The 24,597-nt window shown below is 30.3% G+C and carries 24 protein-coding genes and 1 riboswitch; of the genes, 2 read left to right on the top strand and 22 right to left on the bottom strand.

Features of this window, described 5'->3' with window-relative positions:
- Nucleotides 1-97: 97 nt before the first annotated feature.
- The 9 genes from Q6H37_RS28145 to cdaA form a co-directional block, all read right to left on the bottom strand.
- Nucleotides 98-628 carry a 2-oxoacid:acceptor oxidoreductase family protein gene (locus Q6H37_RS28145; RefSeq protein WP_318733454.1) on the bottom strand — a complete coding sequence of 177 codons (531 nt, stop codon included), beginning with the start codon at nucleotides 626-628 and terminating at the stop codon, nucleotides 98-100.
- A 1-nt stretch (nucleotide 629) separates the two neighbouring features.
- Complete coding sequence (locus tag Q6H37_RS28150) at nucleotides 630-1,379, bottom strand: thiamine pyrophosphate-dependent enzyme (RefSeq protein WP_318733456.1); 750 nt, start codon at nucleotides 1,377-1,379, stop codon at nucleotides 630-632.
- Nucleotides 1,379-2,449, bottom strand: a complete 1,071-nt coding sequence (locus Q6H37_RS28155) for a 3-methyl-2-oxobutanoate dehydrogenase subunit VorB (RefSeq protein ID WP_318738309.1) — start codon at nucleotides 2,447-2,449, stop codon at nucleotides 1,379-1,381. Before Q6H37_RS28155 ends, Q6H37_RS28150 begins: the two co-directional genes overlap by 1 nt.
- A 16-nt stretch (nucleotides 2,450-2,465) precedes the next feature.
- Nucleotides 2,466-2,675 (bottom strand): 4Fe-4S dicluster domain-containing protein, encoded by a 210-nt coding sequence (locus Q6H37_RS28160; protein ID WP_318738311.1) that lies wholly within the window; start codon nucleotides 2,673-2,675, stop codon nucleotides 2,466-2,468.
- Between the two features lie 694 nt (nucleotides 2,676-3,369).
- On the bottom strand, nucleotides 3,370-4,437 hold the full coding sequence (gene buk / locus Q6H37_RS28165) for a butyrate kinase (RefSeq protein ID WP_318738312.1): 1,068 nt from the start codon (nucleotides 4,435-4,437) through the stop codon (nucleotides 3,370-3,372).
- A gap of 55 nt (nucleotides 4,438-4,492) precedes the next feature.
- Nucleotides 4,493-5,410 carry a phosphate butyryltransferase gene (ptb, locus tag Q6H37_RS28170; RefSeq protein WP_318738314.1) on the bottom strand — a complete coding sequence of 306 codons (918 nt, stop codon included), beginning with the start codon at nucleotides 5,408-5,410 and terminating at the stop codon, nucleotides 4,493-4,495.
- Nucleotides 5,411-5,682: 272 nt separating this feature from the next.
- Nucleotides 5,683-7,284 carry an NAD(P)/FAD-dependent oxidoreductase gene (locus Q6H37_RS28175; RefSeq protein WP_318738315.1) on the bottom strand — a complete coding sequence of 534 codons (1,602 nt, stop codon included), beginning with the start codon at nucleotides 7,282-7,284 and terminating at the stop codon, nucleotides 5,683-5,685.
- Complete coding sequence (locus tag Q6H37_RS28180) at nucleotides 7,274-8,503, bottom strand: YbbR-like domain-containing protein (protein ID WP_318738317.1); 1,230 nt, start codon at nucleotides 8,501-8,503, stop codon at nucleotides 7,274-7,276. The genes Q6H37_RS28175 and Q6H37_RS28180 overlap by 11 nt, the downstream gene beginning before the upstream one ends.
- Nucleotides 8,473-9,321: a diadenylate cyclase CdaA gene (cdaA, locus tag Q6H37_RS28185; RefSeq protein WP_318738319.1), complete on the bottom strand. Its 849-nt coding sequence runs from the start codon at nucleotides 9,319-9,321 to the stop codon at nucleotides 8,473-8,475. Before cdaA ends, Q6H37_RS28180 begins: the two co-directional genes overlap by 31 nt.
- Before the next feature lie 137 nt (nucleotides 9,322-9,458).
- A riboswitch (cyclic di-AMP (ydaO/yuaA leader) is annotated at nucleotides 9,459-9,588 on the top strand.
- A 2-nt stretch (nucleotides 9,589-9,590) separates the two neighbouring features.
- Here cdaA and Q6H37_RS28190 point away from each other — a divergent pair.
- Nucleotides 9,591-10,118: a cell wall hydrolase gene (locus Q6H37_RS28190; protein WP_412523894.1), complete on the top strand. Its 528-nt coding sequence runs from the start codon at nucleotides 9,591-9,593 to the stop codon at nucleotides 10,116-10,118.
- Nucleotides 10,119-10,191: 73 nt separating this feature from the next.
- Here Q6H37_RS28190 and Q6H37_RS28195 read toward each other — a convergent pair whose 3' ends face one another.
- From Q6H37_RS28195 to ptsP, 5 genes are all read right to left on the bottom strand, one after another.
- Nucleotides 10,192-11,052, bottom strand: coding sequence for an NAD(P)/FAD-dependent oxidoreductase (locus Q6H37_RS28195; RefSeq protein WP_318738321.1), 861 nt, complete (start codon nucleotides 11,050-11,052; stop codon nucleotides 10,192-10,194).
- A 73-nt stretch (nucleotides 11,053-11,125) separates the two neighbouring features.
- Nucleotides 11,126-11,443 (bottom strand): thioredoxin, encoded by a 318-nt coding sequence (gene trxA / locus Q6H37_RS28200; RefSeq protein WP_007063148.1) that lies wholly within the window; start codon nucleotides 11,441-11,443, stop codon nucleotides 11,126-11,128.
- 113 nt (nucleotides 11,444-11,556) lie between these two features.
- The gene (locus Q6H37_RS28205) at nucleotides 11,557-12,792 is read right to left on the bottom strand and encodes a tetratricopeptide repeat protein (RefSeq protein WP_318738322.1); all 1,236 of its coding nucleotides are present in this window, start codon (nucleotides 12,790-12,792) and stop codon (nucleotides 11,557-11,559) included.
- A 30-nt stretch (nucleotides 12,793-12,822) separates the two neighbouring features.
- On the bottom strand, nucleotides 12,823-13,593 hold the full coding sequence (locus Q6H37_RS28210) for a DUF4652 domain-containing protein (protein WP_318738324.1): 771 nt from the start codon (nucleotides 13,591-13,593) through the stop codon (nucleotides 12,823-12,825).
- Between the two features lie 188 nt (nucleotides 13,594-13,781).
- The gene (gene ptsP / locus Q6H37_RS28215) at nucleotides 13,782-15,398 is read right to left on the bottom strand and encodes a phosphoenolpyruvate--protein phosphotransferase (RefSeq protein ID WP_318738326.1); all 1,617 of its coding nucleotides are present in this window, start codon (nucleotides 15,396-15,398) and stop codon (nucleotides 13,782-13,784) included.
- Nucleotides 15,399-15,808: 410 nt separating this feature from the next.
- Between ptsP and Q6H37_RS28220 the strand changes: the two genes are divergently transcribed.
- The gene (locus Q6H37_RS28220; protein WP_318738328.1) at nucleotides 15,809-17,818 is read left to right on the top strand and encodes a sigma 54-interacting transcriptional regulator; all 2,010 of its coding nucleotides are present in this window, start codon (nucleotides 15,809-15,811) and stop codon (nucleotides 17,816-17,818) included.
- 62 nt (nucleotides 17,819-17,880) lie between these two features.
- Here the strand turns inward: Q6H37_RS28220 and Q6H37_RS28225 are convergent, their stop codons facing one another.
- The 8 genes from Q6H37_RS28225 to Q6H37_RS28260 form a co-directional block, all read right to left on the bottom strand.
- Entirely contained in the window at nucleotides 17,881-18,597 is a 717-nt protein-coding gene (locus Q6H37_RS28225) for a tetratricopeptide repeat protein (protein WP_318738330.1), read from the bottom strand.
- A 72-nt stretch (nucleotides 18,598-18,669) separates the two neighbouring features.
- Nucleotides 18,670-19,266, bottom strand: a complete 597-nt coding sequence (gene citX / locus Q6H37_RS28230) for a citrate lyase holo-[acyl-carrier protein] synthase (protein WP_318738331.1) — start codon at nucleotides 19,264-19,266, stop codon at nucleotides 18,670-18,672.
- 3 nt (nucleotides 19,267-19,269) lie between these two features.
- Nucleotides 19,270-20,316 (bottom strand): [citrate (pro-3S)-lyase] ligase, encoded by a 1,047-nt coding sequence (gene citC, locus Q6H37_RS28235; RefSeq protein ID WP_318738333.1) that lies wholly within the window; start codon nucleotides 20,314-20,316, stop codon nucleotides 19,270-19,272.
- Between the two features lie 10 nt (nucleotides 20,317-20,326).
- Nucleotides 20,327-21,868, bottom strand: a complete 1,542-nt coding sequence (citF, locus tag Q6H37_RS28240) for a citrate lyase subunit alpha (protein WP_318738335.1) — start codon at nucleotides 21,866-21,868, stop codon at nucleotides 20,327-20,329.
- 43 nt (nucleotides 21,869-21,911) lie between these two features.
- Nucleotides 21,912-22,784: an HpcH/HpaI aldolase/citrate lyase family protein gene (locus Q6H37_RS28245; RefSeq protein ID WP_007064317.1), complete on the bottom strand. Its 873-nt coding sequence runs from the start codon at nucleotides 22,782-22,784 to the stop codon at nucleotides 21,912-21,914.
- Nucleotides 22,785-22,806: 22 nt separating this feature from the next.
- The gene (gene citD / locus Q6H37_RS28250) at nucleotides 22,807-23,070 is read right to left on the bottom strand and encodes a citrate lyase acyl carrier protein (protein WP_318738338.1); all 264 of its coding nucleotides are present in this window, start codon (nucleotides 23,068-23,070) and stop codon (nucleotides 22,807-22,809) included.
- A 26-nt stretch (nucleotides 23,071-23,096) separates the two neighbouring features.
- Nucleotides 23,097-23,657, bottom strand: a complete 561-nt coding sequence (locus Q6H37_RS28255; RefSeq protein ID WP_318738339.1) for a Fe-S-containing hydro-lyase — start codon at nucleotides 23,655-23,657, stop codon at nucleotides 23,097-23,099.
- Between the two features lie 25 nt (nucleotides 23,658-23,682).
- Nucleotides 23,683-24,525 (bottom strand): fumarate hydratase, encoded by an 843-nt coding sequence (locus tag Q6H37_RS28260; RefSeq protein ID WP_318738341.1) that lies wholly within the window; start codon nucleotides 24,523-24,525, stop codon nucleotides 23,683-23,685.
- Nucleotides 24,526-24,597: the final 72 nt, after the last annotated feature.

Here is a 24,597-nt window from a genome sequence, read left to right on the forward strand (position 1 = left end):
ATTTGTTCATTAACCAAGTTATATTATATTACAATTCATAATTAGTAACAATACTAAAAAAACACCCGGAACAAATCCGGGTGATAAGCTAACCTTTTTATTTTACAAAATCTATTCCCTTTTGAATAGCATTTTTATTTGACTCGAAGAATTTTTCTTTTCCATGTGCCTTTAGTGAATCTAATAAAGCTTCTATGGAAACTATTCCTGTTTCCTTTACTAGTGCTCCTAAAAGTATCATGTTTGCTATCTTTTTACTTCCTATTTCTTCTGCTATTGTTTGGGCTGGTATTGATATTACCTTTACATCTTTTCTCTTTGGAACTATATCTACCAAATCTGAATCCATTATTATAAGACCATTTGGCTCTACTATATTTTCAAATTTTTCTAAAGAAGGTCTATTCATTACAACTATTGTATCAGCCTTTGTTACTATTGGTGAGCCTATTGCTTCATCTGTTAGTATTACTGAACAGTTAGCTGTACCTCCTCTCATTTCTGGTCCATATGATGGTAACCATGAAACATTTAAATTAGCATCCATTCCTGCATATGCTAGGAACTTACCCATTGATAATATACCTTGTCCGCCGAATCCAGCGAAAATTATTTGTTGTGATGCCATTTTATTTCACCTCCTCAGTATTATCCTTCTTAACTCCTAGCGGATAATATGGAATCATATTTTCCTTTAGCCATTTCATTGCTTCTGAAGGTGATAATCCCCAGTTAGTTGGACAGATTGATAATACTTCTACTAATGAGAAGCCTTTTCCTTCTAACTGATTTTGGAAGGCTTTCTTTATGGCTTTTTTTGCTTTTATTATATTTGGAACTGAATCTACAGATACTCTTTCTACATAACATGCTCCTGTTAATGTTGAAATCATTTCTGAAACTCTTATTGGATATCCTGCTATTTTAGGATCTCTTCCATATGGTGTTGTTTCTGTTACTTGTCCTGGCAGTGTTGTTGGTGCCATCTGTCCCCCTGTCATACCATATATACAGTTGTTTACAAATATTCCTGTTATATTTTCTCCCCTTGTTGCTGCATGGACAATTTCTGCTGTTCCTATTGCTGCAAGGTCTCCATCTCCCTGATATGTAAATACTACTTTATCAGGATTTGTTCTCTTTATTCCCGTTGCACAGGCTGGCGCCCTTCCATGTGCTGCTTCAAACATATCACATGCAAAATAGTTATATGCTAAAACTGAACATCCTACTGGAGCTACTCCTATTGTTTTATCCAATATGCCAAGTTCATCTATAACTTCTGCAACTAATTTGTGAATTATACCATGTGTACATCCTGGACAATAATGTGTAGGCACATCCAATAATGCCTTTGGATTTTCATATACTATTGCCATTATTTTGCACCCCCTACTATGGTTTTTACTTTTTCAAGAATGTCTGTAGGATCTGGAACCATTCCTCCTGATCTTCCATAGAAATCTACAGGTTTTCTTCCATTAGATGCTAGTCTTACATCTTCAACCATCTGTCCGCAGCTCATTTCTACTGATAGATATCCATGTTTAGTATTACCTACAGTCTTTTCAAATGCTTCAAATGGGAAAGGCCATAAAGTTATTGGTCTTATTAATCCTACTTTTATTCCTTCCTTTGCAGCCATCTTTATTACATTTTTGCATATTCTTGAGGTTGTTCCATATGCAACTAATATTAAATCTGTTTCTCCTTCACAGTTAAACATTTCGTATCTAACTTCATTTTCTTCTATTGTTTTATATTTAGCTTGAAGCTTCTCATTGTGTTTTTCTAATGTTTCTGGCTCTAGGAATAACGAATTTATTACATTATGCTCTTTTCTTCCATTCAATCCATTGGCAGCCCATACTTTTTCTGGAAGTTCCTTTGCTGGTCTTTCCTTGAATTCTACTGGTTCCATCATTTGGCCAAGCATTCCATCTCCCATTACCATACAAGGTGTTCTGTACATATCTGCTGTATCAAAGGCATCTTGAATTAAGTCAACCATTTCCTGTATTGATGCTGGTGCAAATATTGGCATTCTATAGTCTCCATGTCCGCCGCCTTTTGTTGCTTGAAAATAATCTGACTGAGCTGGCTGGATACTTCCAAGTCCAGGACCTCCTCTAACTATATCTACTATAACGCAAGGTAGTTCTGCACCTGCTATATATGATATTCCTTCTGCTTTCAAGCTTATTCCAGGTGAGCTTGATGATGTCATAGATCTAACTCCAGTACCTGCTGCTCCATAAACCATATTTATTGCTGCAACTTCACTTTCAGCTTGTATAAATACTCTTCCTATTTTAGGCATTTTTCTTGACATATAAGCTGCAACTTCTGTTTGAGGAGTAATTGGGTAACCAAAGAAGGCTTGACAATTTGCTCTTATGGCAGCTTCACCAATGGCTTCATTACCTTTTATTAATACTTTTTCTCCCACAAAGAATCCCTCCTTATTACTTTTCAACTGTTATTACGCAATCTGGACATATTTTTCCACAGGATGCGCAAGCAACACATTCCTTCATTTTTTCTTCTGTAACAGTGGCTGGATGATATCCTTTTGCATTTAGTCTATCTGCAAAGCTTATTATTTTTTTTGGACATGCTTCTATGCAGTGTCCACAACCCTTGCATCTTTCTTCCCTAAAAGTTACATTTGCCATAAGAAAGTTCCCTCCTTAATTTTGGTAATTAAAAGTTTTAGCAATGTTAAATTTGCAAGCATTGCTACAAAATAAATTGTTTAAAACTCATTCAATTTATGTAAATTTTATTTCTAGCGCATATTTAAAATTTTATTATATTTATTTTTAAGATAATACTTTAATTTTTTTGTCACCTTTTGTATAATTTTGCAAGTTTTCATTCATAACTTGCTGCTATCTCTGTTTTTTTTATTTTCAAAACAGCATATAAAAATTCTAATTTTAATTATTGATATTATTAGTTATACACAGACTCTTTACTTTTGTAATCGTATTCAAAATGGTGTAAAATAAAATTTTTCATTTGTTAGCTCAGCGTTTCACGAATGAAATACTCCAAATAGAACTGACTTTAATTTTGTAAACTGCATTGGTAAAATTTCATAAAAATATTTAACTATGAAACTTTTTCATTAAAATTGATATGACAATGACTTTTTTCATCCATATGCATATTATATCACAAAATTTTTAAATATTCTAACACAATTTTTAGTGCATATTATCTTTATTTTGTTCACTTTAATAATTAAATATATTTCGTTCTTCAATTTGCTTAATTTAACTCAGTTAATTTACTTATTTTAGGATTTTACTTTTAAAAATAAAGAGTGTAAAATAAAAACCTTATTTTACACTCTTCTTATATATTTTACTTATATTCTTTTGCTTGTTCTTCTCCACTTAATACTCTAAGTCCACCTTGTGCTAATGCTAATAATTCATCTTCTCCTGGATAAACTATAACTGGTGCAATAAATTCTATCATATCTTTTATTGCAGCTGTAACAGCTTTACTATAAGCTATTCCTCCAGTTAAAATTATAGCATCTACTTTACCATGTAAAACTGCAGCACATTTACCAATTTCTTTACCTACTTGTAATATGAAAGCATCAAATACTAATTTTGCCTTTTTATCTGTTTGTGCTTTTTGTTCTACTTCTCTAAAATCATTTGTGTTTAGATAAGCTACAATTCCACCTTTTCCACTTATCTTTTTCTTCATTTCTTCTATAGTATATTTTCCACTATAGCAAAGTTTTATTAACCCTCCTACAGGAAGTCCACCAGTTCTTTCTGGTGAGAATGGTCCATCTCCATCTAAAGCATTGCTTACTTCCACAACTCTTCCTTTTTTATGAGCTCCAACAGATACTCCACCACCCATATGTGTAACTATTACATTTAATTCATCATATTTTTTATTGTTTTCTTTTGCATATCTCTTTGCCACTGCTTTTTGATTTAAAGCATGAAACATACTTTCTCTTTCTATTTCAGGCATTCCGGATATTCTAGCTGCTTCATCTAATTCATCAACAACAACTGGGTCTACTATAAATGCTGGTTTATTTATAGATTTTGCTATTTCATTAGCTATTATTCCACCTAAATTTGAAGCATGCTCTCCCCTCACTCCAGCTTTTAGATCTTCTACCATAGCATCATTAACTTTATAAGTTCCACTTTCAATTGGTTTTAATATTCCACCTCTGCCTACTACTCCGTCTAATGTATTAATATCAAAATTCTTTTCTTTTAAAACCTTTAATATAACTTCTTTTCTAAATTCAAATTGACCATAAACAGTAGCATATTTCTCAATTTCTTCTGAAGAATGTCTTAAAGTTTCTTCTAAAATTTGATTTTCTCCATCATATACTCCTATTTTAGTGGATGTAGAGCCTGGATTTAATATTAATAATTTATATGACATTTTACCCCTCCTATGAAATCAATGTTTTTAATATATATGTAAATTTAATAAAGTTCTATTTTTTGCTCTTTAATTGGTGTGCAACTAATGCTGCTAATGCTATTGCATTCATTTTTGTCTCATGGCTATCATTTCTTGATGTCAATACTACTGGTGCTGATGTTCCAACTAATAAAGCTCCATTCTTGGATTCTGTTGTATAAGTTAAAGTTTTATACATTATATTTCCTGATTCTATATTTGGCATTAATAATATATCTGCTCTTCCTGCTACTTCTCCTTTTACTCCCTTATGCTCAGCAGCTGCTGCAGATAATGCATTATCTAATGCTAATGGTCCATCAATTACGCATCCTTTTATTTGTCCTCTGTCACTCATTTTTGAAAGTATTGATGCATCTATAGTTGCTTGCATACTAGGATTTACAACTTCTACAGCGCATATTGGTGCTACTTTTGGTGTTTCTATTCCTATTGCATGTGCAACTGTTACAGCATTTTTAACTATATCTACTTTATCTTTAAGTTCTGGATACATATTAAAAGCACCATCTGTTAAAAATATTAGTCTATCAAATTTAGATATTTCAAAAACTGCTACATGAGACATTAATTTTCCTGTTCTTAAACCAACTTCTTTGTTTAAAACTGCTCTTAAAAAGTTAGCTGTGTCAATAAGACCTTTCATTAGCATATCAGCTTTACCTGATGAAACTAATTCTACAGCTTTCAATGCAGCTTTAATAGGATTTTCTTCATTAACAATTTCAAATTTTGTTAAATCCATTTCTATTTCTGCTGCTATAGCTTCCATCTTTGCTTTGTCACCAACTAATATTGCTTCTGATATTCCTTGTTCTTTAGCATCTCTAACAGCTTCAAGTACTGGTCTATCTTGAGCTACTGCTACTGCTATTTTTTTTGTTTCCTGATTTTTAGCCTTTTCTAAAACTTCTTGTAAATTTTTAATCATTTAATTTACACCTCTTCTTTATAAAATTTAGGCTCTTCCTCAACTTTTGTTGTCCTTAAGCTTACTGCCTAGTCGTTAAATTTTTAACACCTAAGGGCAGTATTTGCACCATACCAATTGTAATGTTTTTACTGATTCTTGTTTGTGCATACATTATTGGAATTAACTTCAAGTATAAGATTATAATTTTCCACATGCATACTTCCTGAAATCATTATGCCTTCTCTTATATTTTACCAGAAATATTCAAAAAACACTGTTTTTCAGAATATTCAATATAATGGTTGATATTTCCTTATAATATTTTCTGCCACTTTTATCCCATCTACTGCTGCAGACATTATTCCACCTGCAAATCCTGCACCCTCACCACAAGGATAAAGCCCTTGAGCTGATATACTTTCTAGATTTTCATTTCTTAATATTCTAACAGGAGCTGAAGTTCTTGTTTCAATTCCAGTTAAAACGCCATCATTACTAACAAATCCTTTAATTTTTTTATCGAAATTTATAAATCCTTCTTTTAAAGCTTCTATTACATAACTTGGCAAACACTTTCTTAAATCACAAAACTTATAACCTGGTTTATATGTTGGTTCTATATTGCCTAATTTAGTAGAAACTTCATCCTTCAAAAAATCTCCTATTAATTGTACAGGTGCAGTATACTCGCCCCCACCCAAAACATAAGCTAGACTTTCATAATGTCTTTGAAATTCCATACCTTTTAATGGAGTATCCCCTTGAAAATCAGATTCATTTATAGAAACTACTATTGCTGAATTAGCATTGTCCTTATCTCTTTTAAAAAAGCTCATTCCGTTAGTTACTAATCTTCCTTCCTCTGATGCTGCTGCTACTACTTCTCCTCCAGGACACATACAAAAACTATATACCCCTCTTCCTGTAGATTTAGTATTATATGTAAGCCTATAATCTGCAGCCTTAAGCTTAGGATGATTTGCATACTTGCCATATTGATTTTCACTTATCATTTGTTGAGAATGTTCTGCTCTTACACCTATAGCAAATGCCTTAGGCTCCATAAATATTCCCTTTCTGTATAACATCTCATAAGTATCTCTTGAACTATGGCCTATAGCTAATATTAAATTTTCACTTGGAATTTCAGATTCATTTACCACTATTGATTTTAAAACCCCATTACTTACGACTATATCTTGAAGTTTACTATTAAATCTTACTTCTCCACCTAATTCTATTATCTTTTCTCTTATATTTTTTACTACTTTTTTTAATATATCTGTTCCTATATGAGGCTTTCCATTATACAGAATTTCTTCTGGAGCTCCAGCCTTAACAAACTTATCTAAAACAAAGTCACACCTGGCATCTTTTATTCTAGTTGTAAGCTTTCCATCAGAAAAAGTTCCCGCTCCACCTTCTCCAAATTGGACATTAGATTCTAAATTCAACTCTCCTGTAGTCCAAAACTTATTTATAGTATTGGTTCTATCTTCAACCTTTTCTCCTCTTTCTATAATTATTGGTCTATATCCTTTTTCCGCTAGTAAAAGACCTGCAAACATGCCTGCAGGTCCCATACCAACTATAACTGGTCTATGGTTCATTTTCTTATTACCAAAAGGAAATTCCTCATTATAAATTTCTTTTTCAATTTTAACATCTTTATCATTAGCTCTATCTACAATTTTTTCTTCTTTATCGCATTTTATTTCTACAACATAATTAAATCTTATATTATCCTTTCTCCTAGCATCTATAGATTCCCTTAAAATTTTAAATTCTTCGATATTTGTATGCGATATTTTTAATTTTTTACATACTTTATTTTTTAAATCTTCTATATTTTCATCTATACTTATATTCAAGTTATTTATTTTAATTGACATTTTTGCCCTCCAAAACTTTTTTCTTTGCCGTAACCTTAACTGACGATATACTTTGAGACACCTTTGTTACTCCATCTGGTAAGCTTATATTTAAAGGAATTGAATTTTCCCCTTCTACTATTGAACTTAAATCCACAGAGCACTTTATATCTTCTGCTTTTAAATTATTGATAACATTTTCTTCACCAGACACTACTATATCAACCTTATTTGCATCCAAATTAACACTATATTTACTGTTATCATTTATAGTTTGTATATTTAAACTCAATTGTTTCTGAATACTTTTATTATTGAAGTTCACCTTTAGCTTTACAGTATCCGAACTATTTACAAGAATAACTCCCTTAGGAACTACTAATTTAACTTCTATTGTATCTTTTCCATATACTTTATTTAAATCTACATATTCTGTATCCAAAGAATTTATATTAGATATTAAATCTTCTTCTCCTGCTATATCCATTTTGTCTTCAATTGGTACTAAACTTTTTACATTCCCTTGATTATTTTGTTGTATTCCAGATTTAACATTTACAGACACAGTTTTAATTTTTTTAACAGGAATAGTTACCTTTAAAGAACTTGGATTAACTGTTACATTTTTTACAATTACACCCGAAGAATCTAATGGTTGAAGTTGTATATTTGCATTTATATCTTTTGAAGCATCTTTAATATTATATCTTGCTGCTAAATATTTTACCCTTTCTACGGATTCCTTAGGTCCACTGATTTCTTTTTCTTTTATAGTAGGCTTAAAAGCATAAAATCCACTTTTAGTATTCCCATCAAAAATCATTTTAACCGGAACAGTTTTTCGTTTTAAATCATCCAAAGTAATTTTAACCCATAGGTTGTCATTATTTGTTATTCTAATATTAGATGGACTACTTTTAACCTCAACAGGTATTTTATTCTCACCTTTTTTAACTGCATAAGAGTTTAAATCCGACACAAGTTTAAAATCGCTTGGCTTTATAGAATAAGTATCTGAAGCACTACCCCTTATAGTTAATGTTACTGTCAAATTATCTCCTTCTATAGGAACCAGATCAGATTTTGCAACCAAATCTTTATTTAAAACCTGTACAGGTACAACAATATGTGTCTCTCTCATAGGATTTTCCACATTAAAAATGTACAACCACAAAACTAAAGAAGCTATTACACAACATATTTTAATAATTACTTGGTGATCTTTGACCTTTTGATCCATTTATTCACCTGCTCCCTAAAGGTTAATTTTGTACTCTGTCTTTTTTTCATTATTCTAATCAGAATATCTTTAAGTCTTTCTTTATTGTAACCCCTTGTTAAATTACCATTTACAGCAAGGGAAACAGTACCTGTTTCTTCGGATACAACTATAATTAACGCATCTGAGTTCTCAGATATACCTAATGCTGCTCTATGTCTTGTACCAAGCTTTTTATTTATATCCTGATTATTAGTTAAGGGTAAAAAGCATCCTGAAGATACTATTCTATCATTCCTTATTATCGTTGCACCATCATGCAGCGGAGTATTAACTACAAAAATATTTTCCAAAAGTGCTGCTGAAACTATTGCATCTATTTTAGTTCCTGTCTTTACTATGTCTTCAAGACCTGTAACCTGCTCTATTATTATCAAGGCTCCTGTTTTACTATTAGATAAATTTTCTATAGAATTAGCAATTTCCGTTATAACCTTTTCCATCTCCTGATCGCTTTCCAATATATGCTTGTCATTAAAAGCTGTTCTGCCTAAACGTTCAAGTGCTCGACGAATTTCTGGTTGAAATATTATTATAAAGGAAAGTAAGCCTATGGTGATTGTTTTAGTTAAGATCCAATTCAGCATAGTTAAATTAAAAAATTTACTGATAGGTATAAGAAGAACTATAAGTATTATTCCTTTTAAAAGCTGCTCAGCTCTGGTTTCTTTTATTAATGTATAAATTTTATAAAAAATATAAGAAACTACTAATATATCCATTACTGATGCTATACTAATATTTCTAATAGAATTGACTACGATATCCAATAGCTCCAACCACATCACCGCCCTAACAAAAATCTATATTTACAATTATACACTATTTAATATTGTTTATATCAAAACCTTAATGGATTTTATAAAATATTAATAAAATTTTTTTATACCATGTATTTTTTTTAAATTCATGGCTATACTACCATTAGCCTAAGTTTTTTATTAAACACGGGGAAACCGGAATTCTTTGGGGTGAATCGTATTTTACGTAGGTTATGCCTTTACCGAACCCGACAGCTAACCCCGTAGGTAACAAGGAGAGGATTTTATTGAGAAAATTTATTTTTTGTATACTATTTTTATTAGTACCAAGTGTTTCACCACTGTTCAATGTAAAAGCTGCTGGTTCTGATAATATAGACTCTACTTTATTTAAAGAACAGGATCAAATTGTTGAAGTTTTTAATTACTCTGGTAGAAAGTTATATGTAACTCAAAAGGATATACACTTAATGGCTCAAGTGGTTTATGCTGAAAGTAATTGTGAACCTTTTGAAGGAAAAGTTGCTGTAGCTTCTGTTATATTAAACCGTTTAAAATATCCTGAATTCCCTAAAACGGTAGAAGAAGTAATAACGCAAAAAAGCGCTTTTTCTTGTGTTAAAAATGGGTCCATTGATGTTGTTCCTGATGAAGATAGTTATAAGGCAGTACTTCAAGCTCTAAAAGGAAATGATCCTACAGGTCAAGCAGTATTCTTTTATAATCCTAAAATAGCTACCTGTAAATGGATGAAAGGTATAAACAAAAAGAACGTTAAAACCATAGGAAACCATGTATTCTTTGTAGTAAATTAGACATATTTTTATTTAGCTAGTAATTTAGCTAAGCACATATATATCCCCACAAATTAAAATTTGTGGGGATAGTCTATTTTAAAGAATCCAAATATGCAACAGCATTTAAAGCTGCTATTTGACCTTGGCCTGCCGATTTTATATATTGATAAGGCTTACCTACACAATCTCCTGCAGCAAAGCACCCTGCAATATTAGTCTTCATGTCTATATCTACTTTAATATGACCATTTTGCATTTCTATACCAGGAACAAGTTGATTTGGTGACACACTATCCTTTAGTACAAAAACTCCATCTGTAATAATGTCTTTGTTCTTCATCATTACATTTTTAACTCTGTCTTCTCCCTTAATCTCTATTGGTTTATCTTTTACTATTTCGATACTATCACTTAAATTGTATTTTCCTTCATACATAGGCACATAGTAAAGCTTACTTGTCAATTCTGCTACATAATTAGCTTCTTCTTCTGCTTCCTTATTGTATCCTATAATGGTAACAGTTTTACCTCGATACAACGGTGCATCACAAGTAGCACAATATCCTACACCTCTACCTAAGAATTCTTCTTCACCTTTTAATGGCTTTGTGTATTCCATACCTGTAGCTAAAATAACAGATTTTGCTTCATACATCTTTTCATTTACCATCAAAGTAAAGTGTGATCCCATTGCATATACAGCATTTATCTTTTCATTTACTATGTCTATATTCATAGCTTCCATGTGCTTTTGGAATTGACCTTTTAACTGTTCACCTGTAACATCATAAAATCCCAAATAGTTATTTACTTTTGGTGCTTTTAGCAGTTTATTACTTAATTCTTTAATCCCAAATAATATAATATTTTTATTTCGGATTTTTGCATTTATAGCAGCTGATAATCCTGCTGGTCCTGTACCTATTATTGCTATATCATATCTATTAGTCATACAATCAACCTCCTTTTGAAAAAAATGACAAATTAACTTTTGCTAATTTGTCATTGCTGTTTCATTCACAATATTAAATATGTTTTTCTATAACACTTTTTATTGCTTCCTTTGGTCTAAATCCTACTAGTGTATCTACTACTTTTCCATCCTTGAATATCATAACAGTTGGTATACTTGCTACCCTATACTGATTTGATGTTACAGGATTTTCATCTACATTCAATTTCAAAAATTCTACTTTATCATTAAGTTCTTCGGAAATTTCATCTATTACAGGAGCTAACATTTTACAAGGTCCACACCAAGAAGCCCAAAAGTCTATAACTACAGGTTTTGAAGATTCCTGAACAGCCTTTGAAAAATCCATATCCTTTATTTCTTGTACCATAACTTATCCCTCCATTTATACCTTATTAAGGTATGCTTTATATTTTAATTTTATGTTATATTTCTTATTTAGTCAATAGTTGTTAATAATGATTATTAATTTGTATAAACTTCTTATTTATTAATTATACTTTTTATTACAGAATTATTATATATTGACTTAGGATATTTATCTACTAATTTTTGAGCATAACTTAATGATTTATCTTTATCTAAGTCCTTATACATAGTAGCTAAAGCGTAAAGTACTGTTTCTTCATAGTCATCCTTTGCATATTTCTCATCATATTCAGTATAATATTTTATAGCATTTTGTGAGTCACTTGATAAATAAAAGCTAGTTCCTAACATATAAATTATGTGAGGATATAAATAATAACCTGCTCCCATTTCATAGGCTTTTGTAAGATTATTTTTAGCATTAGGAAGATCTTGACTATTCATATAGCCATACCCTTTTCCATAAAAGTATTCTACGCCTTCACTTTTTAGTATATTAACACCACTTGAAATAATTTCCTTATCATCATTAGATATATTTTTATCTTTCCATTTTGTATAGTCGTCATATAGATTATCAAAATTTTTACTTTGAACATCACTTTTAATTTTATCTGCTGGAAAAGTTTCCTGCTGAACTTTTTTTGGAGCCTCTTTAGTTGTTTTATTTCCATTATTACTAGATGTTTTTGCTGTATTTACTTTTGATGTTTTTGTATTATGAGATTTAGTTATATTACTTTTTACTTTTTTAAACACAGCTGTAGCTCCAAATGTTAATGCAATTATTAGCAATACACCTATTAAACAATAAATGGCCTTTTTCGTATCAATTTTGTTTTTTATAACTCCACATTTTATTAATACTTTTTTGTTTTCTTTAGCCATACTATTGTTTTTATCTATTTTCATTACATTTTCTATACTATTTATAGCTTTATCATATTGACCCTTTTTTATATAGCAGAAAGCTTTGTAATTATTTACATTAATGTAATTGTAATCACTTTCTGAACATTGTTCCAAAAGGTCTAATGCTTCATTTATATGCAATCCTTTTATAAGTGATATTGCTTTTTCATAAGTATATAATCTACTCTCATCACTTTTGGTACTAGCTAAATATTTTTCAGAAACTCCATCATTATTTATTTGATGATTCATTTTCCAAAGCTTTCGAGCACTATCTATATCTCCCTTTAAATAATGTAACAATCCCTTAAGATTTATAGATGCTGCATTTTTTATATCTAATGATATGCTTTCTTCACATAAATCCATGGCTTTATCTATATAACCACTATTATATTTGTTTGATGCTTTAATATATATTTTCTTAGATTTATCCATATGCTTAAGTTCCCCTTAATGCTATTTTCCTTAGTTAATTGTATATAAAACCTTTCCTTCAGAATTTTTTACTTCCATTGATTTATTTAAGCTTGAATCAAAAGAATAAATAGTCCAATTTTCTATATGAGATTTATTATAGTTATCATCTTCGTATACAGTAACCTTCAAGCTTATGTTATTATTGGATTTTTTTGCTGACATTATTTGCTGTTTTTTATCTGATGTTTCTATAATTGTTGAGACACTTCCTGTACTTACATTTAACATATACAAATTGCCCCCCTTAGAAACAGTTCCTTGTGATGAACCTATTACTACCAATAAGTTTTCATCATCAACCCATTCTATATCTCTAGGTGAAATCTTATTATTTCCTATAACTTCGTAAGTAAAATTATTTCCATTGGTATTCTTTACAAATATTTTGCCTATGCCTTCTTCTGATGCCTCTTCTCCCTTGCCTTCTATACATGCTCTATATGTGCCATTAGTTGAATCTTCCCAAGGAGTACTAAACTTTGGCTTTGTACTTTTATCTAATTGTTCTTTTGCAAATTTAATAGTGCTAGAACTTTTAGTATTTGTGCTTTTAGTTTGAGGCTTTGCTTCCTGCTTTTTTTGGTTAACTTGTTCTGAAGAAGTCTTCTTTTCCGAATCACTTTTTTGAGCAGATGTTGTTTCATTATTTGTTGATGCACTTTTTTCCTTATTTCCTGAGCATCCTGTAAACGCTAATGTTAAAAGCACTGATATTGAACAAGCAATTGTAATTAATCTTTTTTTCTTTAAGTTTTTCATATTAATTTCCTCCTTATTATTGCACAAATATTTTCGATGAATCTTTTTAAAAATAATGCTTAATCTATCTATATTATATACTAAAATGCAGTTTAAAGATAATATTTTAAATATAAAATAAAACCTGATTAGAATAAAAGTTCTAATCAGGTTTTACTTTATATATTAAGTTAAGTAAGCTATCTAAATTAGTTTTCCATTATTAATTGTTTTGCTTTTAATATAGAAGATGCACTCATTGAAAATTCATCTAAACCATACTCTACTAGTGTAGGAATAGCTTTTTCATCTCCAGCCATTTCTCCACACATACCACACCATTTTCCTTCCTTATGAGCAGCTTCTATAGTCATCTTTATAAGCTTTAACACTGCTGGGTGCATTGGATTATAAAGGTATGATATTTTTTCATTCATTCTATCTGCAGCCAAAGTATACTGTATTAAATCGTTAGTTCCTATACTAAAAAAGTCAACGTGTTTTGCAAGCTCATCTGCACACACTGCTGCTGCAGGTATTTCTACCATTATTCCTGTTTCTAATTCTGCATTAAATGCTTTTCCTTCTTTCTTCAATTCTTCCATACATTCACTTAGAATTTCTTTTGCTTGTAAGAATTCTTCTAAAGAAGATATCATTGGGAACATTATTTTCAAATTACCAAAAGCTGAAGCTCTAAGTAAAGCCCTTAATTGAACTTTAAATATATCTTTTCTATCAAGACAAAGTCTTATAGCTCTATATCCTAAGAAAGGATTCATTTCTTCTGGAAGTGGTAAATATGGTAACTTTTTATCTCCACCTATATCTAGCGTTCTGATTACCACTGATTTTCCTTCCATCTTTTCCACTGCGTATTTGTATGATTCAAATTGTTCTTCTTCAGTTGGCATATCATCTCTATCCATGTATAAAAACTCTGTTCTGAAAAGTCCTATAGCATCTCCACCATTTTCTAAAACCTGGTGAACATCCTGTGGCTTTCCTATATTTCCTGCTACTTCTACTCTCTTTCCAGCTTTAGTAACAGTTTTTACACTTATAAGTTTTTTAAGTTCTTCTTTTTCTTTTTCATAAGCTTCTTTTTTAGCTTCATATTCTTTAACAGTATTTTCATCTGGGTTTATTATAACTATACCTTCATTACCATCTACAACTACTGTATCACCATTTTTTACTGAAGTTGTTATATCATTTAAACCTACAACAGCTGGAATTTCTAAAGTTCTTGCCATTATAGCACTATGTGAAGTTCTTCCACCTATATTAGTTAAAAAAGCTATAACTTTGCTTTTATCAAGTTGTGCAGTATCTGAAGGTGTTAAGTCATGAGCAACTACTATTGTATTAGCTGCCATTTCTTCTGAATCTGCTGATATTTTTCCAGCAAGATTAGCAAGAATTCTCTTACTAACATCCTTTACATCAGCACCTCTTTCTCTCATGTACTCATCTTCCATAGCTGCAAATATACCTGCATACATAGTTGCAACATTATCAAGAGCCTTTTCAGCATTAACTTTATCATTTTCTATTGCCATATCAACTGCACCTGCAAACTCAGGATCTTCTAATAACATCATATGGCTCTCAAATACAGCAGCCTTATCAGCACCCATTTCCTTTTCTGCTTTTTCCTTTATTCTAGTCAACTGTTCTCTTGAAGCATCTAATGCCTTTTTAAATCTTTCTTTTTCTGATTTTACATCTTCTATTTTTCTCTCTTCAATTTTAACTTCATTAGCCTCTTTTATTAAAACTTTGCCTATAGCATATCCTTTTGAAGCTGCAATTCCTTTTTTCATCTTTTATTTATCCTCCTCAAAATAATTACAATTTACCAAATCTATATTTTAAAACTCAATTTCTATTTTAATGTAATTGTTTAAAGCCAAAATATTTTTAAAGCAATTATCATACCAATTCGTGAAAAATTTAAAATTAATCTAAAAACATTTCTCAGAAACTCTTATTTATTAATGAAAATCACAATTTTAAAATATAGTTTTTTTAATTTCTTTCGTATTTTATAATATTACATTTAAAAAAATATTGATAAAATTTATCAATTAAAACCATTATATTGTTATAAAGTAATTTAAAAACTCGCCCTAACCTCTGGACTTACAATGGATTTTGGGTTAATATTATACTTGATAAATTTTATCAAATTTTGTACATATATATGATATTTTTTATCAAAAGGAGATGAATTATGTATAAAAACAGTATAACCATAACAATACATAATGGAATACATACACGAATTGCAGCTATGATAGTTCATAAAGCTACAGAATTGAAAAGCAAATATGGAATAAACCTATATATGAGCAACTCATCTGCAAAAGAACCTATAGCTATAAGTATGTTAGCCTTGTTATCTTTAAAAATAAGAGAAGGTGAAATGGTTGAGATTTCCTGCAAGGAAACCTCTATGAATGGCCAACATGCAGTATTAGAACTATGCAATTTTATAACTATGTACATAGCAAACAATAATAATTCAGTTTTATCTAAAATAGATGACATAATTGAAGAAAATACTATTGCTTATGCTCAAATAGTAAAAAATATTCCTGTTGGAATATTAGTTATTGATGTAAATGGATATATTACAGCCATGAATGACTATGCACTTAAAATAGTTGATAAAAATTTAGAGGATGTAATAGGGCGATTTGTAAAAGACATTATTCCAACTTCTGATTTGCCAAATATAGTAACCTCAAAAGAACGTAAGGTTGGAGAAACTCAATATATAAATAATCATCTTGTTTTAACTAATAGATCTCCTATATTTTCTAATGACAAAGTTATTGGAGCTTTAGGAGTATTTCAGGATATATCTGAATTAATAGGTATTAAAGAGTTAAATGAAAAATTCAAAAAAATATTAGAAGCATCTCATGACTTAATTTGCTTTGTAGATGATAGAAGAATTATAAGTTATGTAAATCCATCTTATGAAAAACACTTTGGTATAAAGAGTAAGAACATTGTAGGTAAAGATTTAGCCACTATATCTCCAAATGGACTTCGAATCAAAGTATTTAATACAAAAACACCAATTGAAAATAAAATTTACCACAAAGATAGCATAAATATAATTTCCACAATAGAACCTATTTTTATAGATGGTATATTTAAAGGTGTTATTTCAATATCAAAAACTGTAGATGAAATCAAAGACTTAGTAAAAAAACTTGAAAAATCAGAGGAAGAACTTAATTATTATAAAGATGAATTAAACAGACATAATTTTAGCAGTTCTTTTAGTTCTATAATAGGCTGCAGCAGTTCTCTTAAGGATTGTTTATTTATGGCACAAAAAGCTTCTAATTCACCATCTACTGTATTAATTCGTGGTGAAAGCGGGACAGGTAAAGAGCTTATTGCTAAAGCTATTCATAATAATAGTAATAGAAAAAATAAACCTTTTGTTAGAGTTAATTGTGCTGCTATTCCAGAAAACTTACTGGAAAGTGAGTTATTTGGATATGAGAAGGGCGCCTTTACAGGTGCAATTAAAAGTAAACCTGGAAAATTTAATATAGCAAATGGTGGGACTTTATTTTTAGATGAAATTGGGGACATGCCTGTATCTATGCAGGTTAAATTATTAAGAGTACTTCAGGAAAGAGAATTTGAAAGTGTTGGCGGCCTTACTACGCAAACAGTAGATATAAGAATAATTGCCGCTACTAATAGAAATCTTGAAAAAATGATAAAGGAAGATAAGTTTAGGGAAGATTTATACTATAGACTAAATGTTATAAGCATTATTCTTCCTTCCTTAAGAAATAGAAAAGAAGATATAAATCTTTTAGTAGAACACTTTATTCAGAAAATGAATATTAAACTCAATAAAAATGTTACAGGCATAGATAAAAAATCGCTTATGTATTTGCAAGAATACCATTGGCCTGGAAACATAAGAGAATTAGAAAATATTATAGAAAGAGCCATAAATATGTGCGAAAACGACTTAATAACAGAAAAAGACTTACCTTTTTACATCAAAAATGGTGAATTGGAAACTGGTTCTTTGATAAATCTTAAAAACGGTAAACTTCAGCCTCTAGAACAATATGAAAAAGAATTGATAACTTTAGCTATGAAAACCTATAAAAGCTATAATAAAGCTGGAAAAGTCTTAGGAATTACTCATAGAACTGTATCTTTAAAATGCAAAAAATATGGAATAGATTTAGCTTCTCTTTAAAAGTTATCCACATTTTCAAAGCAAAATAATCCCCATTGTTTAAAAAAACTTTGGGGATTATTTTAATTGATTACATCTTGGAACTCCTTGGAGTCCTTTACTGGATTAAAGTCTTCTTCCTTAGCAGCAATACCTTTTATATCTGGTGACATATTTACAGCTGTTTTTAAATACTTTACTGTATTCTCCACATCTCCTCGTCTTCCATATATACTAGCTTTGCCATAATAACTCCATATATAATTTTCAACCTCTAAATCTTTATCATACCAGGTTAATGCTGCATCATAATCGCTATGCAGCTCATACCCTAAAGCTTTGTTAAATCTAGCATACCCAAAATCAGGTTTTAACTGAAGTGCTTTGTCTATATTTTTCATTCCTTCGTCAAAGCTACCTTTATAACATAATGCTATTCCCTTAATATTATAAGCCTTATAGAAATTTGGATCTGCCTTTATAATTTCATCAGCTAATGCTATTGTATTATCATAGTTCTTTTCTCCAAAAGCCTTATAGCTTTCATTATATTTTTGTTCCTCGGCCTTTTGGGCTTCTGTCTGCTTTGAAACATTGTCATCTTTTTTTTCTTTTATAACTGCATTATTATTAGAACTTTCTTTATTTACGTTTTCTATTATATTATTATTTTTTCTATTATTTATTGCTTCTTTATAAGCTATACCAATTACTACACATACTGATATACATGCAATTATTACTTTAACCTTCATGGGTATTTTTCTATATATGCCATCATCACTATTTCTAAAAAACATAAAGTACCTCCACATTTCTGTTATATACCTTATTATAACCATTTGCTAAAAATATTTCATTCATTTTTCATACTAAAGTACTTTACACCATTTACAATAATCTTCATACTTATTTTTAATAAACTCTTTTATTTCTTCTTCACTATGTTTTCTTGACCTTACGCAATACTGAGCAATATCGCTGCATATATAACATGTTCTTGGTTTGAAGCCAAGCATTCCTCTACTTAAACTATTATTGTTTTCATCATAAACATCAATATCTACATATCTGCCTAGAAAATGTTTATTTTCTATGTTAACTGTTATTTTTTTTATGTCTTTAGCATTTTTATTCACAATAAGTGTTAATGATGGACCTTCTGCTGTTACAGCAAAATTCTTATACTCTATATATTGGTTAAGCTGTTCTATTAAAAACTTGTTCATAAATTTCATTATACCAAGTGTTATAGTATTATTTTTAACTACACCAGGATAATTAACTCTCATAAAAACTAATGTTTTCTTATACAATTTAATTAACTTTTCTTGTTCACAAACTCTTTCTTCTCTGCACATTAATATATCTTCTGGCGTATATTCTTTTATACCTTTTATATTACAATTTTTTTGTTTATCTTTAACATAATCTTCATAAGTGTAATTTGTTAACCAACATCTATTCATAAACTAATGTGGAGAGTTACTTTTTTGTATTTTCTCTCTTATCTCCTTTCCTTTATTAGAATTTAAAAACTTCCATGTTACCTCAGGTACTATATTTTTTACTTGATCCATTTGATTATTTTTTATAAATTGTCTAACTTTAGAAGCACTTATATAATTACCTTCATAACATTTTCTCTCTATTTCCATCAGCTCTACACCATACTTTGGCATAACTTCTTTTAATGTATTATTATATGTATTAGTAACATTACAGTAGGGTTCTTCACCTACAAATCTCTTTATTATATTTAATTTTTCACAAAAATATTCCCCAAATATGTTACAATCAATATTTTCATAGGATTTTAATCTTTCATCCTCTTTTCTAATAAAATAGGATGGAAAAGTAGCTGACGATATAATGTATTCACTACCTGGAATAACTTTTACATTTTTAAAATCTGATAAACCTTCTTTTACCATTGAATATCTATCCTTGAAAGGGAATAAGGATTTGTCTTCTTCCACCACAAACACTATAACTTCACTGCATTTTTTTGAAGCTTCTTCTACTAAATATCTATGCCCATTAGTAAATGGATTGCAATTCATTACTAATGCACCTTTTTCAGTAGTTACATCTATTTCATATTTAGCTATCATTTTATCTAAAGCTTTATTTATATTATAAATTCCATATTCTAATAAAGCAGCATTTTCTTCTTTATATATAAGATTAAAATTTAAAGAGGTAAATATTTTCACTTTGTCTGGTTTAGTAAATAAAAAACTATGGTAAATTCCTTCTTCAAAAAGCTTATCTACTAAATTAGATATAAGGGAAGAAGTTATGTTTTCTCCCCTTATATCCTCTGATATGGCAAAGCACTTAAATATATTCTTAGCTTTAGAACAAGTGGCTTTAATTGCATTATTTCCATCTCTAAAAACCACTGTATAATCCACATCTTTATCCAGTATTAATCCAAAGCTTTCTAAAAATTTATATACTTCATTTTTTTCTTCTTCATTTTTCAAGTTTATTTTCTGAAGCTTTAAATCATACATTTTTATCTCCTTAACTTAATGGTTTTCTAACTACATCTATTATAGTACCATCTCTATATTCTACTACTGCTACAACCTTATCTGTAAATTCTATAGGCTCTGGTTTTCCTGTCATATTTTCAGCTAAATCTTTTAATTCTTCTATTGTCATAACAGGTAAATTTTTAGCTTTTAATTTTTCTATTAAATCCTTTCTTATTGGATTTACAGCTATACCTCTTTCTGTAACTACTACATCTATACTTTCTCCTGGAGTTGTAACTGTAGTAACCTTATCCTTTATAATTGGAAGTCTTCCTTTTATAAGGTTTGTAACTACTATAGCAAGCTTTGCTCCTGCTGCAGTATCACTGTGTCCACCTGAACCTCCCATTATTATTCCATCAGAACCTGTTGTTACATTTACATTGAAATTTGTATCTATTTCTGTAGCTCCAAGTATCATTACATCTAAGTTATTTACTACAGCTCCTTTATTATGAGGGTTCCCATACATTGATCCACTCATACCTTGATGTTTAGGATTATTTCTATAGGATTCTACAGCTTTTAAATCAAAGCACTGTACATCAAATATATGTGTGAATAATCCTTCTTCAAACATATCTACAATATAACCTGTTATTCCACCTGCTGCAAAACTTCCTGTTACTTTCTTATCTCTCATTATTTCTTTTAAGTTTTCTGCCACTGCAAGAGAGGTTCCTCCTGCTCCTGTTTGAAATGACATTCCATCCTTTACAAGTCCTGAAGCTTCCATAACCTTCGATGCCATTTTAGCTATTTTAAGTCCTACAGGATCCTTTGTAATTTTTGTAGTACCTGATACAATACCTGCTGGATTTCCTATGGAATCAACTTTAACTACATAATCTACATAAGTTTGATTGATCTCAATAGGACATGCTGGGTAAGGAACAAGGTTATCAGTAATTGCTATTACCTTATCTGCATATTCAGCATCAGATATGGCATATCCTAATGAACCACAAGCAGCATTTCCATAAACTCCATTTATGTTTCCATAAGTATCTGCAGTTGGTGCTCCTATGAATGCTACATGTATATGTAAATCTCCACTTTCTATAGCTCTTGGTCTTCCACCATGAGTCATCATTACTGCTGGTTTCTTTAAGTATCCCTTTGATATAGCTTCTGCTACAGGTCCTGACATATAGTTTGCAACTATTCCTGTTACAACACCCCTTTTCATGTATTCTACTAAGGGCTCATGTATTGGGAATATAGAACTTGCTGCTACAGTAATGTCTTTTATTCCTCTTTTTGAAATAGCATACATTACATTATTAAGTATGAAATCTCCATTTCTTAAATGATGGTGAAAGGATATAGTCATTCCATCTTTTATTTCTACTTTATCTAAAGCTTCTTCTATGCTGTTTAATACTTTATCTTCTCCTGGTTTTACGGAACTTACCTTTACACCTACTTTTTCTTTAACACCACAATTTGAAAAAGCTCCTTGAAAAGGCTTTACTTCCCTATAGCCTTCTATATTATCAGGAATTTCTCTTCCTAGTACATTTTTCATAGTAATACCTCACTTTTTCCAGATTTAATCTAACACATATTAATTAAATAAGACCTAATAATTTAGCCAATTCTACAGTAGTTACTGCTCTGTTTATTACAGGTGCATCTACCATTTTTCCATCTAAAGAAAATACTCCTAATCCTTTAGCTTTAGCTTCATCTCTAGCTTCTAACACTCTCACTGCATGCTTTATTTCAGCTTCTGTTGGTTCAAATACTGAATGTATAGTGTCTATTTGTCTTGGATTTATGGATGATTTTCCAGTGAAACCTATACTCTTGGCTTTAAATGTATCTTTTCTTAATCCTTCATAATCATTAGTATCTGTAAAAGGAGTATCTATAGCATCTACTCTAGAAGCTCTACAAGCTGTAGACACTCTGTTTCTTGCATAAAATATTTCTTCTCCTTCTTTTGTTCTCTTAATTCCAAAGTCTGAAGTTAAATCCTCTGCTCCTAAAAGTACACCTACTACTCTTTTTGATGCTTTTATTATGCTGTACACATTTTCCAAGCCATAAGCTGTTTCTACAATTGGAATAAGTTTTATATGATTGTCTTCAAATTTTTCTTCACTTTCAATTTTAGAAAGCATTTTATCTATAGTTTCAAGCTGCTCTTCTGTAGCTTTCGGAATCATTAATGCATCTGGCTTAACTCTAGCTATAGTATCTATATCCTTTGGTCCATATTCAGTATCTAGTGGATTTACTCTTACTACTAGTTCTACTGCTGAATAATCTATAAATTTTATAGCTTCACTAACAAGTCTTCTTGCACTATCTTTTTCTGTAAGACTTACTGCATCTTCTAAATCAAGTATTACTGAATCAGCTCCAAGTATTGGTGCACTTTGAAGCATTCCAGGGTTGTTGCCAGGCATAAAAAGCATTGTTCTTCTTAGTCTTTTCATATATCTCACCTCAATTTTAAATTTACATTGCTCTTTCTATAGCTGTTTGAACTCTCGCTTTTATTGTATAATCTAATGCTCCTTTATCCTGAGCCTTTATAGTTATACTTTCTATTCCTAATTCTTTTACTTTTTCTAGTATAGTTTTTTCTATTTGTTTTCCAAACTGCTTCATTACTATACTTTCAATTTCTAATTCTACTTTGCCATCTTCATTTGGTGCAACCATAATCATTATGTCATTTGATTCTAGTGTACCTGCTTTGGCTACCTTCTTTATTTCCATTAGCTTTCTCTCCTCATATTTTTAATTTAATCATTTACAGATTCTAAATATTCTTTTTGTCCCATTTCGTACAAATTATTTCCTTCAGAATCTATTACTACAACTAAAGGTAAATCTTCTACTTCTAATCTTCTTACTGCTTCAGATCCTAAATCTTCGTAAGCTATAACTTCTGCCTTTTTTATAGCTTTTCCCATAAGTGCAGCAGCTCCACCTATAGCTGCAAAATAAACAGCTTTATTCTTTTTCATAGACTCTATTACTTCTTTTGATCTTAAGCCTTTTCCTATCATTCCCTTTAAGCCTATATCCAATAATCTTGGTGCATAAGGGTCCATTCTATAACTTGTAGTAGGTCCTGCTGAACCTATTACTTTTCCTGGCTTTGCTGGACTTGGTCCTACATAATATATGATTGAATCTTTTACATTCATAGGCAATTCTTCACCTTTATCTAAAAGTTCTACAAATCTTTTATGAGCTGCATCTCTTGCAGTATATATAACTCCTGATACTAATACACTGTCTCCAGCCTTTAAATCTTTAACCTTTTCCTCTGTGAAAGGAGTTGTAATTCTTTTTTCCATACCTATACCTCCAAATTATCAATAATTATAATTCTATCTCTGCATGTCTTGTAACATGGCAATTTATATTAACAGCAACTGGAAGTCCTGCTATATGAGTTGGATATGTTTCTATATTTACTGCAAGTGCAGTAGTCTTTCCACCAAATCCTTGTGGTCCAATTCCTAAAGCATTTACTTTATCTAAAAGCTCTTTTTCCAAGTTTTCATAAAATGGATTTGAATTTCTCTCTGCTAAAGGTCTGATTAGTGCTTTTTTAGCTAAATTTGCTGCTTTATCAAAGGTTCCACCTATACCTACACCTACTACAATTGGAGGACATGGATTAGGTCCTGCCTCTTTTACTGCTTTAAGTATAAATTCTTTAACTCCATCTAATCCGTCTGCAGGTTTTAACATTTTAATTTGACTCATATTTTCTGAACCAAATCCCTTAGGAGCCACAGTAATCTTTAATTTATCACCTGGAACTAAATTGTAATATATAATTGCTGGAGTATTATCTTTTGTATTTACTCTATCCAATGGATCTTTTACTACAGATTTTCTTAAATAACCTTCTGTATATCCTTGTCTTACACCTTCATTTATAGCATCTTCTAAGCTTCCTCCTACTATATGAACCTCCTGACCTAATTCTACAAATACACAAGCCATACCAGTATCCTGACACATAGGCATTTTTTCATTTTTAGCTATATCTACATTTTCAAGTATTTTTTCTAAAATACCCTTTGCCATATCCCATGTCTCTTCTTCTTTAGCCTTTTTAATTCTACTTTTAACATCCTCTGAAAGAAAGTAATTAGCATCTATGCATAATTTTTTTATAGAACTTGTTATTTCTGATACATTTATATCTCTCATATTTATCTTTCTCCTCTTTGTAAATATTTTGGTGCTTTTTTGTAGATGAAAAGGCAGTTTAATCAAACCGCC

This window comes from Clostridium sp. JS66, from assembly GCF_033561535.1.
GTDB lineage: Bacteria > Bacillota > Clostridia > Clostridiales > Clostridiaceae > Clostridium_AM > Clostridium_AM carboxidivorans.

Bases quoted from the DNA above. Each gene is read 5' to 3' on its own strand.
- Q6H37_RS28145 (WP_318733454.1), bottom strand. From the start codon at position 628: ATGGCATCACAACAAATAATTTTCGCTGGATTCGGCGGACAAGGTATA.
- Q6H37_RS28150 (WP_318733456.1), bottom strand. From the start codon at position 1,379: ATGGCAATAGTATATGAAAATCCAAAGGCATTATTGGATGTGCCTACA.
- Q6H37_RS28160 (WP_318738311.1), bottom strand. From the start codon at position 2,675: ATGGCAAATGTAACTTTTAGGGAAGAAAGATGCAAGGGTTGTGGACAC.
- buk (WP_318738312.1), bottom strand. From the start codon at position 4,437: ATGTCATATAAATTATTAATATTAAATCCAGGCTCTACATCCACTAAA.
- ptb (WP_318738314.1), bottom strand. From the start codon at position 5,410: ATGATTAAAAATTTACAAGAAGTTTTAGAAAAGGCTAAAAATCAGGAA.
- Q6H37_RS28175 (WP_318738315.1), bottom strand. From the start codon at position 7,284: ATGTCAATTAAAATAAATAACTTGAATATAAGTATAGATGAAAATATA.
- Q6H37_RS28180 (WP_318738317.1), bottom strand. From the start codon at position 8,503: ATGGATCAAAAGGTCAAAGATCACCAAGTAATTATTAAAATATGTTGT.
- Q6H37_RS28195 (WP_318738321.1), bottom strand. From the start codon at position 11,052: ATGACTAATAGATATGATATAGCAATAATAGGTACAGGACCAGCAGGA.
- trxA (WP_007063148.1), bottom strand. From the start codon at position 11,443: ATGGTACAAGAAATAAAGGATATGGATTTTTCAAAGGCTGTTCAGGAA.
- Q6H37_RS28205 (WP_318738322.1), bottom strand. From the start codon at position 12,792: ATGGATAAATCTAAGAAAATATATATTAAAGCATCAAACAAATATAAT.
- Q6H37_RS28210 (WP_318738324.1), bottom strand. From the start codon at position 13,593: ATGAAAAACTTAAAGAAAAAAAGATTAATTACAATTGCTTGTTCAATA.
- ptsP (WP_318738326.1), bottom strand. From the start codon at position 15,398: ATGAAAAAAGGAATTGCAGCTTCAAAAGGATATGCTATAGGCAAAGTT.
- Q6H37_RS28220 (WP_318738328.1), top strand. From the start codon at position 15,809: ATGTATAAAAACAGTATAACCATAACAATACATAATGGAATACATACA.
- Q6H37_RS28225 (WP_318738330.1), bottom strand. From the start codon at position 18,597: ATGTTTTTTAGAAATAGTGATGATGGCATATATAGAAAAATACCCATG.
- citX (WP_318738331.1), bottom strand. From the start codon at position 19,266: ATGAATAGATGTTGGTTAACAAATTACACTTATGAAGATTATGTTAAA.
- citC (WP_318738333.1), bottom strand. From the start codon at position 20,316: ATGTATGATTTAAAGCTTCAGAAAATAAACTTGAAAAATGAAGAAGAA.
- citF (WP_318738335.1), bottom strand. From the start codon at position 21,868: ATGAAAAATGTACTAGGAAGAGAAATTCCTGATAATATAGAAGGCTAT.
- Q6H37_RS28245 (WP_007064317.1), bottom strand. From the start codon at position 22,784: ATGAAAAGACTAAGAAGAACAATGCTTTTTATGCCTGGCAACAACCCT.
- citD (WP_318738338.1), bottom strand. From the start codon at position 23,070: ATGGAAATAAAGAAGGTAGCCAAAGCAGGTACACTAGAATCAAATGAC.
- Q6H37_RS28255 (WP_318738339.1), bottom strand. From the start codon at position 23,657: ATGGAAAAAAGAATTACAACTCCTTTCACAGAGGAAAAGGTTAAAGAT.
- Q6H37_RS28260 (WP_318738341.1), bottom strand. From the start codon at position 24,525: ATGAGAGATATAAATGTATCAGAAATAACAAGTTCTATAAAAAAATTA.